The organism is Catalinimonas alkaloidigena, from assembly GCF_900100765.1.
Taxonomy (GTDB): Bacteria; Bacteroidota; Bacteroidia; order Cytophagales; family Flexibacteraceae; genus Mooreia; species Mooreia alkaloidigena.
On the sequence record NZ_FNFO01000007.1, the window covers coordinates 105,014 to 118,323 of the forward strand.

The window sequence follows — 13,310 nt, forward strand, 5'->3', positions numbered from 1 at the left end:
GCCAAGCGTATGCCTGCAGTTGAACTTATGCGTCCTATAGAATATAACTATATAGACTTTATTTTGAATTTAACCACTGTTAGCCTATCGTTTTTTTACTCATGAAGAGAGCCATGTCCATTTCGTTTGCACGAGAAATACAAGGGCTGCCCCGCACACGCCAGGAGGCCATGCCTTATGTGATCTCGCGGTGGAACTGGTGGATGTTCATCCTGTTCGCGGGGTGGATGTTTGTCAGTTCGGCCGTGTTGGCAAATGCGCCCAACACGGTGCCCACCGCCTTTCCTTTCACCAGCCAGCACAACAGCGGCCTTGCCAGTCCCACAGGGGGCTCGGGAGGCGCTGCCTATCCGTTCTGGATCAACAGCACTAGCACCGCCGCTGCCGCAGAAGCTACCGAAGAGATTCGGATCAACTTCGGCGATGCGGCCAACGCCTCGGTAACGGGCTACCTGCCCGATTTCGGCCAGGCCTACGGCGATCGTGGGAACGGCTATACCTACGGCTGGATCAGCACCACGACGGGAGCCCCCGTTTCCCTGGAAGGACAGGGACGCCGCCGGACCAACACGTCCGACGCGCGACTGGCTACGCTGATTCACATGGATCATCCTTCGACGCCGCCTACGGGCTACTGGGAACTGGCTTTGCCGAACGGCACTTACCAGGTCACTGTCGCCGTGGGAGACGGGAACGTCAGTTCTACTCCGGAGATCCACCGCATCAATGCCGAAGGCATCACGCTGATCGACAACTTTGCTCCCTCCGGTGGATCGGGTGCTGCAACCCGCTTCACGACAGGAATCGGACAAGTCGAAGTGGTAGACGGAAAACTTACCCTCGACTATGCCGGGGGCGGGAAAAATACCAAGCTGACTTACGTAGAAGTGCTGCCGGTGGCTGCCAATGCGGGTTGCACCCCGCTGAGTCCGTTGGCCTGCGACGAACTGATCAAGCCCCTGCCGTTCTCGCTGGCGTTTGACGGTACAGAAGGTGGATTGTCACAGACGGGCTTCACGCTGGTGGATGCGCCGTCGGCTCGTTTAGCAGCCGATGGGCCGATCAGCAACCCTGATGTGCCGGGCTACGAGCCGGGCCGTCTGAGTTTCGAAGCCGGAAATCTGGTAATCGAGGCAGACAAAGGTCTGGCGTACGTAACCAACGAAACCAGCACCGAAGTAAACTCGCAGATCAACGCCCTGGGTGTGGCCTTCACGGCCGGTGCCGACGATTTCGAGCTGACTACCCGTGTGGTCAACCCCTACGAAGACAACAGCAGCAACGCCGAGCAAGCTGGCGTATGGCTGGGAAAAAATGAAGACAACTTTGTGCGCCTGGTTGTGGTGAACAAAGGCGTCGTGGAGATGCGCGTCGAAGTGAACGGCATCTCCGAGCGGACCGATGCCATCAAAACCAATTCGTTGGGGTCGCTTGCCAACCGGACGGTCACGCTGCGGCTCGCCGTTGAGGGCGACAAATTTGTCGGGTACTATACCCTCGATGCAGGCACAGAGGTGAGACTGGGTGAGCTGCCGGTCGGTGCCGGTCTGTTGGATGGCCTGGTGATCGACGGAAAGCCGGTGACCCTGGGTGGGGTTTACGCCAGCAAGCGCCGTGAAGCGGCAGCAACGACCGTGCGCTTTCGCTTCGCTGACTTCAACATTACGTCGAAGGCCGTAGAGCGTCCGTACGTGATCTCTTCTACCCCGACCAACGGGGCCACGAACGTAGACATTCGGGACCTGACCATCTCGGCCAACAACCTCTACTTCCCGACGGGCTATCGCCTGATCTCTTCGACGGCAACGGCCGCAACGGTGCAACTGTACCGCCTGAATGGCGCGGCAGCTACTCAAGTGGCGGGTGACGTGAACGATACAGGGGGGGGCGATGCGCTGAACTTTAATCCGAGCGCGCCGCTGCAAACCAACACCCGCTACCGGTTTGTGGTGACCGATGGTGTAAAAGCCGTTAACGACGCCGGCGAGCAGGTTTCGTTTCTGCCGTATAGCGCCGAGTTTACCACCGGGAGCGATGAAATTACGCCGCCGGTCGATCTGGCAGGCGTCTCGTTTACGCGTGTGACCGACTTTGGCGGCAACGAACTGCTCGACCGCTTTACGTCGCTGTTGATCGGTCCGGACGGCAAACTGTACGGCAGTACGCTGATGGGATCGATCAAACGCTGGAACATTCAGCCCGACGGTTCGCTGACCAACTACGAGGAACTGCGCCCCACGCTGACCGGAAGCCGTCTGGATTTCCAGGGAACCGAGAGCCGGGCCATCATCGGTCTGGCGTTCGACCCGCGCTCGACGGCCAGCAACCTGATTGCGTACATCACGCACAGCAAGCTCATCAACTTCGAGATCGTTAGTAGCGATTCGCTGAACTGGGATGGGAAGATTACCCGCCTGAGCGGCCCAAACCTGAATCAGGTGCAAGATCTGGTGATCCACCTGCCGCGTTCGCGCAAGGACCACCTGACCAACAGCATCGCCTTCAAACCCGGCGAGAACAACGTGCTCTACTTCAACCAGGGCAGTAACAGCGCCGCCGGTGAAGTCGACAACAACTGGAAAAAGCCCGAACGTCTGTTGGCGGGGGCCGTACTGCGGTTGGATCTGGACAAACTACCGGCCAACCTGCCGCTGGACGTACGCACGACGAACAACATCCGCGCGATCAACGATGCGCCGGCTACTGGCCTGACCCTGTCGGACGGTACCTACAACCCGTATTCGCAGGACGCGCCGCTGACCATTTTCGGTTCGGGCGTGCGCAACGCCTACGATCTGGTATGGCACAGCAACGGCCAGCTTTATGTCCCGGCCAACGGTACCGCGGGGGGGAGCAATGCACCGGCTTCTGCCAACTACGTTTCGCAAGACCCGACGGGTCGTGGCGTACGTCGTCCGGACGGCACGTTCTACAACCATACCGATTTTCCGATGGTGCCTGCCGCTACGGGCAACGAAGTGCAGAAAGACTGGCTGTTCCGGATCGTACAAGGTGGCTACTACGGCCATCCGAACCCGTACCGGGGTGAGTTTGTGCTGAACCACGGCGGTGCTGCCTACAGCAACGTACCCGGCCAGACCGCAACGCACACGGACGTGGCAAACTATCCGACCACGTTGGGACCTGACGCGAACTACCGCGAGCCGGCGTTCGATTTTAACGTGAACAAATCGCCCAACGGGGTGATCGAATACAAAAGCGATGCCTTCGGCGGAAAGCTGAAGGGCATGCTGGTGGTGTGTCGTTTCAGCAACGGCAGCGACCTGATTCTGCTGCAGCCCAACGGCACGACTTACGACATCGCCAACTCGTACCTGAACGTACCGGGCTTAACCGGTCTGGACGATCCGCTCGAACTGGTCGAAGATCCGAATACCGGTAACCTTTACGTATCGGAATACGACCGCAGCAACGACGGTGTCGCCCGGTTGACGCTTCTGAAAGCCAACGTGGCCCCTGCGGAAGAGCCTCAACTGGTCTTCACGCCGCAGTCGCTCTCGTTCGAAGCCAAACTGAACGGTACCGCAGAGGCGAAATCGATGACGTTGGCAGCCTTCTCAGGCTCGGTCAATGCCAGTGACGTGACGCTCACCGCCTCCGAGAACTGGATTACCCTGCCCGGCACAGTTACGTTGGGTAGCGCCATGCCTCTGGGGGTAGATGTCGCCGGATTGGCCTCAGGCCAGTACACCGGACAGGTTGTTGCCTCGGCACCCGGCTTTACGGCCGATACGCTGCTGGTGAACCTGACCGTGACGCAGGAACTGACTTGGGCGTACCAGATCAACTTCCAGGATGCCGCCACTACGCAAGTGCCCGAAGGATACCTGCGCGACAACGGAGCCCCCTTGGGGGTGCGCCAAGGCGCGTATCAGGGCGACGGATCGCTGTATTACGGCTGGGTAACGGCCGGTACTACAACACCGGCCTCGAACGAAGCCGCGGCTCGGAATCGTGGCGTGGCCAGCGCTAGTCTGTTGGTCAACACGCTGACGCACATGCGCCATCCTTCGCCCGACCAGTACCCGCACCGCGACTGGGTAATCGAACTGCCCAACGGAAGCTACCGCGTGAACGTAAGCGTCGGCGATCCTTCCGGGGATAACAACAGCAAGCATACGGTCTACGCCAACGGCGTGTTGGTCGTGTCGTTCGACGAGGCAGCCAGCGTAGCGGCCAAAACCGGCCATATTGGCGAAGGTAGCGCCGACGTAGAAGTGACCAACGGGCTTCTGGTTCTGACCGGCGGCAGCGCCAGCAGCAACACCAAGCCCAACTACGTGCGCATTGCGCCGCTCAACAGCCTGAAAGTACCGTCGATTGCGGCCATATTCTCAGGGACCACCAGTGCACCTGACGTGTACCGGGGTAGCGTAGAGGTGAAGCTGGAAGCAACGGATTTCAGCGGCAAGGGCATCGCTTCCCTCGCCTACAGCCTTAACGGTACCGACTTTACGGCGTACACCACGCCGGTGACGTTCAACCAGCCGGGTAGCTATACCCTGACCGCGCGTGCGCAAGACAACGCCGGCAAAGTGGGAACGCAGACGTTCACCTTTAAAGTAGAAGCGGCTTCCGGGGCGATGATCGCCATCGAGAACATGACCAAAGTTCCAGGTACCAACACCGGTTTCCCGGCCAACGACTACTACACGTTCCACCGCATCAACGATCCGGTGAACGAGCAGGGCATGTACACTAACGTACGTGACCAGAACGTTATGCGGGTGCACAACACTGGAACGGCACCGTTGGTGATCAGCTCCGTGCAGATTACCGACCAGAACCGGTTCAAACTGGTGGCCGTCAACGGCACCGACGTAACGAGCAAGATGTTCCCGCTCACGGTACAGACCGGCCAGTATACGGACCTCACGTTCCGCTTCGTCGAAGGCAAAGGCGCCAAAGGCCTCTATACCGAAAAGGTAAGCCTCGTTTCCAATGCCGATAACAGCAAGTCGCTGGAAGCGACGCTGCGCGGGGCCTACATGGTGCGTACCAGCGGTTTCAACGAGGTGCCGGTACAGGATGTATTCTATGCATTTGGTTTCCAATCGTCGCTCAACGGCGTGTTGCACCCGTCGTCCGATTATCCGGTGGCGGCCGATGTAGACGCGGGCGTTCATGGCGACCTGGTGCTGTCGAAGTACTTCGTGCAGGCCGACCCGAGCCAGCCCGTTCGCGGCTTGCAGCTGGCGTCGATGCAGGAGCAGGGATCGGTAACCACCAAGCTGATCTACGCCAACAGCAACTCGACCATCGGAGGCTTTTCGTTCACATACGACGGCACGTGGCAGACGCTGTTGCCAAAGAGCAACTACGGCAGTGAGATCGCGGGCGACATGGCCAGCTCCATTTCGCAACCGTTCCGCATCAGCATTGCGGGCTACAACACCGGCGGCAGCTACCGCTCGGCCGGCAATGGCTACGCAGCAAAAGAACTGCTGGGCGTACGCGTCTACAAAGTGATCGACCGTGACGGCAAGGTCATTCCGTATCACTACATCGCCATCCAGGACTACATCGGTTCCGGCTGCGACATTGGTTCCGGCAACTGTGACTGGCAGGACAACGTGGTTTACCTGACCAACATCAAACCGGCTACCGACCCGTCGGTGCAGGCCATCCCGGATACGGTGGTGAAAGCCAAGAGCGAGTTCCGCTACAACGTAGCCCGCTACTTCGACAAGGGATATCCCGGCAACAAGCTGACCTACAGCGTGGAGCAACTGCCGACATGGCTGCGCTTCGACGGACAAACCGGCGGGTTCCGCGGGACTGCGCCGCTCGATGCCGCTCCGGAAAATACCCTGACCGTAAAAGCGACTGACGTCAACGGCATGGTACTGACCTCGACGTTCACCATTCGGGTGGATGCGCCGCTTACCCTGACGGCCCTGGGCGACCGGGAAGACGAATTGTTTACTGCATTCGAGAACCTGGAAGTAGTAAGTGTGACCGGACAGGGACAGAAAACCTACGCCGCCACGAACCTGCCGGAAGGCCTGACGCTGGACGCACAGACGGGGCTGATCAACGGCGCGCTGACGAAGCACGCGACCTATGCAGTTACCGTAACGGTTACCAGCAGTGCTAACGAAACGGCAAGCGCCACGTTCCAGTGGGTGGTGACCGATGTGGCGGTAGTGGCCAACGCGGGCGACGACCGCACGGTGCTGGATGCCGACCACAGCGGTGCCGAAGCGGTGACGTTGCAGGGCGAAGGCTCGTACGGCGACAGCCTGACGTACAGCTGGAGCGAAAACGGAACGGAAATCGCGACGGGTGTTAACCCGACCGTGACGCTGACCCTGGGCGAACACCTGATTACCCTGACGGCCACGAACGCCGAGGGAATCAGCGACACAGACGAAGTGAAAATTACGGTGGTGGCCAAGCCGGTCTACAACGTAACCCTCCTGACCGAAGGCGAGGGCACCGTGACACCGCAGAGCGGCAGCTACGAGGAAGGCGCCGAGGTAACCCTGCAAGCGACCGCTGCCGAAGGGTATGTCTTTGCAGGGTGGAGCGGCGATGCCAGCGGCAACAGCAACCCGTTGGTGCTGGCCGTGACCAAAGACCTGACCATCACCGCACGGTTTGTGCCGGTTAGCAGTGCCTTTGCCGTGCGCCTCAATGCCGGTGGTCCGGATCTGCTCTGGGAAGGCATGGAGTTCACGGCCGATGCGTCTACTTCGTTCGTGACGAGCAGCAGCTCGACGTACAGCAATACCAACATCAACGCCCCGGCGCTCTACCAGACCGAGCGGGTGTCGGCACAGGATAACGGAACGCTGACGTACGCCATTCCAGTTGCCAACGGACGTTATACGGTCCGCACGCACCACGCTGAGCTGTGGTTCGGCCATGCAGGCGATGCCGCCCGCGCCGACCAGCGCGTGTTCGACATCTACCTGGAGAACAACCTGGTAGAGAACGACCTGGACATGTACCTCGCCCGTCAGGCCAATCCTTCGACCGATGCGGTGGTGCGGACGTTCCAGCACATCAACGTAACGGATGGTGTCCTCGATCTGCGCATGGTCGCTTCCCGCAACCGTCCGACATTGGCCGGGGTGGAAGTGATCGCCGAAGCGATAACTGTGCCGACAGCCCTGTGGCTGGAAGCCGAGTGCGCCACTGCCGTAGGCGGCAACTGGGTGATCGGCACTGACCGCAACGCCTCGAACGGCACGTACGCGTCCATCAAAGATGGATTCAACACGCTGGCGCAGCCTCCGGCCGACGTAGCCGCGAACCGTTTGCGCTTCGAAATCGACATGGAGAACGCTGGCGCTTATCACCTGTTTGCACGGGTGTCGGCACCGAACGACGCGTCCAACTCGTTCTGGGTACGCATCAACGGCGGCTCCTGGATCAAATGGTGGGAAGGCCTCAACACCAACGGCGGCTTCGCCTGGCGTGAGGTAGTCGACGGACCGTTCGACCTGCATCAGGGCAAAAACACCATCGACTTTGCTTACCGCGAAGCGGGTACGTTGCTCGATAAGCTTTACCTGAGCAACGAAGGGCAGCAGCCCACAGGACTGGGCGACGACGCCTCCAACTGCGTGGTGGTGCCGAACGAAGCACCGGTTGCCGAAGCCGGCATGAGCATGCGTCTCAATGACGAAGACTTCAACGGACTGGAGACCGCCGTACTGAACGGCTCAGGCTCGCGCGATGCCGACGGCGAAATCGTCAGATACTCCTGGCAGAAAGACGGAGTGGAGATTGCCACCGGCATAACCGCTACGGTACAATTGGGCGTGGGTACGCACCAGATTACGCTGGTCGTGACCGACAACCGAGGCGCGACCGCGACCGATCAGGTAGAAGTGGTGGTGGTGCAGCCGGAGCGTCCGCAAACGACCGATGTCTGGCTGGAAGCCGAGTGTGCTCAAATGGGCAGCAACTGGCGTGTGTCGAACGACAACGGCGCTTCCAACGGGAAATACGCTGCGGCGAAAGAAGGCCTGAACAGCTGGTTTTGGGTACCGTCGCGCGACAGCGACCTCCTGACCTTCAACTTCCAGGTGTCTGAAGCCAAGGAGTACAACTTCTTCATCCGGGTGAAAGCACCACGGAGTTCGTCCAACTCCTTCTACGCCCGCCTGAACGGGGGCCGCTGGACGCTCCTGAACCTGTCGACCAATGCCAACTTCGTGTGGCGCTCGGTAGGCTCGGCCGGACTGAACGCCGGTAACAACACCCTGGAGATTGCGTACCGGGAAGACGGCACGCTGCTGGATAAGATCTACATCACGGCAAGCAACCAGACGCCGAGTGGTTACGGCGAAGGCGCTACCAACTGTGGCAGTCCGGCCGCCAAAGTGGCCCAGCATGCGCCCGCTTCGGCAGTGACCAACACCGTGTCAAGCGCTACGGCTCCGGCCGAAGAGCAAAGCCGTGTGACCACCGCCGCTGCTGAAACGGCGATGCCGACGGCCACGAGTGTGTACCCGAATCCGAGCCGGGGCCGCTTCCAGGTGGCCTTTGACGGAAGCACGCCGACGCAGGGCAAGCTGACGGTCATCTCGACCACGGGTGTGATCCTACAGCAGGTACAGGTGGAAAGCGGCAACTGGGAAATCAACCTCGAATCGCAGGCCACAGGTGTTTACCTGCTGCGCATCGAGTTTGGCGACCAGGTGCAGCACCAGCGCATCCAGAAACTGTAAACCGTATAAAACCAACACAACTGAAAAGCCGCTCCGATCCTTGGGGCGGCTTTTTCTGGTTAAGACGAAGGGGAGGAGCGTAGCCGCAACAGCGACCGGTCGCTCCAGGGAAGCTTGCCGTTCAATTCCATCCGGCGGATCTGCCAATACACGATCAGGCTACTCAACACGCCGATCAGCGACCCGGCGTATACGTCCTCGAAAAAGTGCTGCGACAGGTACATCCGCGAGTAAGCCACGAGCATGGCCATCACCAGCCACACCACCGACCAGGATTTCTGGCTACTGGCCAGCGCCAGAATGCTAAAGGCGGCAAAAGCTGTGATGGTATGGCCGGAAGGAAAACTGTGGGCCGAGTGCACATCGATCGATTCGATCAGGCGCAGCAGGTCCGGCTCCTTCTCAAAGTAAGCACGCGGACGGGGGGCCGCAAAAAGGTTCTTCAGCGCGACCGAAATCAACCCGCTGAGCAGAAAGGCCAGTCCGGTCATCAGCGCGCGGCCGAAATGGACGAACAGCAACACAAACACCAGAAATAAGGAAAAGAGCCCGTCGCCCAGAAACGTGACGTAGATGAAGAAGTAATCGGAAAAGGCGTGGTAATGCTGGTTGACAAACAGAAAAATATCGCGCTTGGTGCAAAAGAGCATCAGCACGGCCCCCAGGACTAACACAAACGCATAGGGCCCAAAAAACCAGCGATTTTCGTAAAAAATGGAAGTAAGGTTCGGCTGTTCGGTTCGCGAAAGATCTTTCATGGCAGCAAAAGGAAAAAATTTTGGGCGGATGAGGAACAAAACTTAAAAAAAGATCATTTGATGTATGTACATATAAAGTAAATGTATATATTTGTGCTACGATGGGAATTGAACAGGACATAAAGCAACAGAAGCGCTTCAGCACCGAGTTTCAGAAGTTGATGGTCAATCTGATGTACACTACCAATCAGATCACCTACAACCAGGCGCAGCGGCTGAAGCCCTATGGCCTGACGCTCCCTCAGTACAATGTATTGCGGATTTTGCGTGGCCAGTACCCGGAACCCGCCACGGTCAACCTGATCATCGAGCGCATGCTCGACAAAATGTCGAATGCCTCACGCATCGTCGACAAGCTGGTGACCAAAGAGCTGGTGGTGCGGCACACCTGTCCGAAAGACCGCCGGGCGGTCGACATCCTGATCAGCGACAAAGGGTTGAAGCTTCTGGATAAGATCGACCTGCAATTGGCCGAGTGGGATCAGGAAACGGCCCACCGCATTACGCCCGAAGAGGCAGAGCAGCTCAACGGATTGCTGGACAAGATGCGGGGGTAGGAAAGGCAAAAAATTTGCAGCTTTATGTGTACATACATAATATGTAAAAACATTGCATGAAGATTCAAGTATTTCCGGCCGATACGCGGGGAAGCTTCCGCTACGGCTGGCTCGAAGCTAATTATTCGTTCAGTTTTAACCGTTGGTACGATCCCAGCCGCATGAACTTCGGATTGCTGCGCGTCCTGAACGACGATCGCGTGGCGCCGGGTGGGGGATTCGGCACGCACCCTCACGACAACATGGAGATCATCACGATTCCGTTGGCGGGGGCGTTGGAACACCGTGATAGCACGGGCACCCACGGCATAATTAAGGCGGGCGATGTGCAGGTGATGTCAGCCGGTACGGGCATTACGCACTCGGAGATGAATGCCTCTCAGCAAGAAGAGGTACGGTTGTTGCAGATCTGGATCTTTCCCGAGAAAGACAACGTCGCTCCCCGGTATGACCAGAAAAGCTTCCCGCGTGAAACCCGACAAAACCAACTCTTGACCATCGTTTCGCCCGACGAAACCGACGACGCACTGCGCATCCACCAGGAAGCGTGGCTGACCCTCGGCGCCCTGAAAGCCGGGGCTACGGTCGAATACAAAACCCATCGTCCGGGGCACGGTCTCTACGCATTCCTGATCGACGGCAGCGTACAAGTGGCCAACGGACAGGCATATACCCTCCAGCGTCGCGATGCCGCCGGCATTACCGATACCGAGCAACTGACCATCACGGCCGCTCAAGACAGCGAACTGTTGCTCATCGAAGTTCCTATGCACTAGTTAATTCACTCAATCATAACTCGTTTTATTTACGCTACTCATGAAAAAAGTAAGTTCTTTCTTCTTCGCTGCGGCCCTGATGGTTGCCGCTACCGTACAGGCCAGCAATGGCCCGCAGGCCACAACTCAAACCGTGGATACTGACAAAAGCAGCCTGGAATGGGTCGGTAAAAAAGTAACCGGTCAGCACAACGGCACCATCGACCTGAAAAGCGGTTCGCTGCAGGTGAACGGCAACAAAGTAACCGGCGGATCGTTCGTCATCGACATGAGCAGCATCGTGGTGAAAGACATCCAGGATGCTGAGATGAATGGCAAATTGACCGGTCACCTGAATTCTGAAGATTTCTTCTCGGTCGAGAAGCACCCCACGGCTACGTTCGTCATCACCAACGTGAAGGCGCTCAAGGGCAACCAGGCCGAAATTACGGGCGACCTGACGATCAAGGGCATTACCCATGCGGTAACGTTTCCGGCTACCGTTTCGGTGAGCAAACAGGGGACCAAAGCCACTGCCGAGTTTGACATCGACCGCACCAAGTGGGACATCCGCTACGGTTCCGGCAGCTTCTTCGAAGGCCTGGGTGACAAGGTGATTTACGACGATTTCACCATTCGTCTGAACCTGGTGACCAATCCGGAAGCCTAAGCTAAAACGATTCTAGACCAGGGGCAGGGCGGGTTCGTACGAATCCGCCCTGCCCTTTTTTATGAAAACCTACACGGCGTTCGTACGTAAAATAATTATTGGTAATTTACGTTCACATAGTGAGATCATTTGGCGAAGTCCTCTATTCGCCTAATCATCTTCAGTATTATGTAAAACAATCAATTATTCCACCACAATTACAGTAGCTTACCATGAAAAAGATGATCCGTCAGATGCGTCGGGCCGAGGTTGAGAGTAAATATCTTCCGAAAAAAGAAGATAAAGCGAAAAAAGGATTAGCCACCAACGGTGCTAAAAAGTAGTCTCTAACAATCGATGTAACGTACGCAGGCGCCCCCACCGGGCGCCTTTTTTATTAGGGTAGGGCGGCCATGCGAATCATCAGCTGTTCCCACCGGTCGCGCATTTCGCCAAACGAGCCATCAAAGTGACTGGCCATCATCGCGAAGGCCAGCAGATCGCCGGAACGGGTGGTAACGTAGCCGACGTAACAAAGCACACGGTTGATCGAGCCGCTTTTGGCGTGCACGTTTCCCTGGATACTACTGCCGCGCCCCAAACTGCTCAGCGTACCGCTCCGGCCGGCGACCGGCAGCGATTCGTAAAAACTGGGGAACGACGGATCGAGGCGCATCGCGCAGCAGAGCTGGGCCATGTGTTCGGGTGTGATGCCGTTGCCCGGCGAGAGACCACTGCCGTCGTAGATCTGGAAGCCGTGCGCCACGTCGAGCTGCTTCCGGTTCCAGAAAGCTTCGGCTTCTTTCAGGCCGGTGTCCGTGCTGCCGAGGCCTTTGCGGGCATATCCCAGTGTTTTGAGTACCGCTTCGGCGTAGAGGTTCAGGCTGCGCAGGTTGATCTGATCCACAATCTCTCCCAGCGGCGGCGAAAGCGTGGTGGTAATTACCTGCCGCCCTTTTGGCTCCGGCAACGGCTGGGTGCGTGCCGAGCCAGGGGCCTGGGTCACCTTAATGCCCTGTTCCTCCAGCGCCTGTGTCAGCTCGAAGGCCGCTTGCAGCGGCGGGTCGGGCAACGATCCTTTGATAGAAAACTCGGCTGGGCCGGCCGGAATCGTGCCACGTAGCGTCCGGTACGACGTAAACGGCACGCCGTAGATGTACCCCTGGTCGCCACTGCCCACGGCCCCCGTCAGCATCCGGTTATCGAACTGGAGACCGGGCACCACGGGCACGGTCCGGATCACCGAGGCCGGCTCGCCGGGTTGGCCCGGCTTAAAATAGAGGTGGTATAAGTTTTCGCGGAAATTCAACCCAAATGCCGGTGCCCCGTAGTAATTTCCAACGTCTTGCCAGATCCACCCGTCGGGCATGTCAGAGTCGAACGCACGGTCGTCGGCAATGACCTGACCTTCGATGCGTTTAATACCGTGGTCGGCGACGGCTTGTGCCCACTGGCGCAGGAGCGCCTCGGCGTCGGGATAGCCCTCGAAACGGTCGCTACCAAGTGTAGGGTCGCCCGTGCCGCGGATGTAAAGGTTGCCGTACAGCGTGCCACTCTGGTCCAGATTACCGTCCCATTCCACGAAGGTGCGGTAGCGGTAGTTGGGCCCGAGTAAGCTGAGGGCTGCCCCGGTGGTAACGAGTTTCAGGGTCGAGGCGGGCGGCAGGGCGCGTTCGGCGTGGCGCGAGACGATCGTCTGCCCATCGCTTACGCGTTTCACCACGAAGCCCCAGCCGGCGTGGCGTAACGCGGGGTGAGCCTCGAGTTGGTCCAGTTCCTTGCGCAGTGCGTCTAGCGCCGGAACCGACTGAGCCTGAACGCGTAGGGACAAGAAAAGAAGGCTAGCCAGTAAAAATCCAACTCGGGACGAGCCGTGGTGGGGGAGAGAA

Annotated in this window: 6 protein-coding genes; 4 read left to right on the plus strand and 2 right to left on the minus strand. The window is 58.5% G+C overall.

Annotated elements, in window-relative coordinates:
* The first annotated feature begins 113 nt into the window (after positions 1 to 113).
* Positions 114 to 8,702 (plus strand): putative Ig domain-containing protein, encoded by an 8,589-nt coding sequence (locus BLR44_RS17345; protein WP_218127111.1) that lies wholly within the window; start codon positions 114 to 116, stop codon positions 8,700 to 8,702.
* 59 nt (positions 8,703 to 8,761) lie between these two features.
* Here the strand turns inward: BLR44_RS17345 and BLR44_RS17350 are convergent, their stop codons facing one another.
* Positions 8,762 to 9,460, minus strand: a complete 699-nt coding sequence (locus BLR44_RS17350; RefSeq protein WP_143017350.1) for a phosphatase PAP2 family protein — start codon at positions 9,458 to 9,460, stop codon at positions 8,762 to 8,764.
* A gap of 101 nt (positions 9,461 to 9,561) precedes the next feature.
* On the opposite strand from BLR44_RS17350, the gene BLR44_RS17355 reads away from it, so the two are divergent.
* From BLR44_RS17355 to BLR44_RS17365, 3 genes are read left to right on the plus strand one after another with little or no spacing between them, the layout of a single operon-like run.
* Positions 9,562 to 10,017, plus strand: coding sequence for a MarR family winged helix-turn-helix transcriptional regulator (locus BLR44_RS17355; protein WP_089684331.1), 456 nt, complete (start codon positions 9,562 to 9,564; stop codon positions 10,015 to 10,017).
* A gap of 56 nt (positions 10,018 to 10,073) precedes the next feature.
* Entirely contained in the window at positions 10,074 to 10,793 is a 720-nt protein-coding gene (locus BLR44_RS17360) for a pirin family protein (protein ID WP_089684333.1), read from the plus strand.
* A gap of 40 nt (positions 10,794 to 10,833) precedes the next feature.
* Entirely contained in the window at positions 10,834 to 11,442 is a 609-nt protein-coding gene (locus tag BLR44_RS17365; RefSeq protein WP_089684334.1) for a YceI family protein, read from the plus strand.
* Positions 11,443 to 11,818: 376 nt separating this feature from the next.
* Here BLR44_RS17365 and dacB read toward each other — a convergent pair whose 3' ends face one another.
* Positions 11,819 to 13,252 carry a D-alanyl-D-alanine carboxypeptidase/D-alanyl-D-alanine endopeptidase gene (gene dacB, locus BLR44_RS17370; RefSeq protein ID WP_176956092.1) on the minus strand — a complete coding sequence of 478 codons (1,434 nt, stop codon included), beginning with the start codon at positions 13,250 to 13,252 and terminating at the stop codon, positions 11,819 to 11,821.
* Positions 13,253 to 13,310 lie beyond the last annotated feature (58 nt).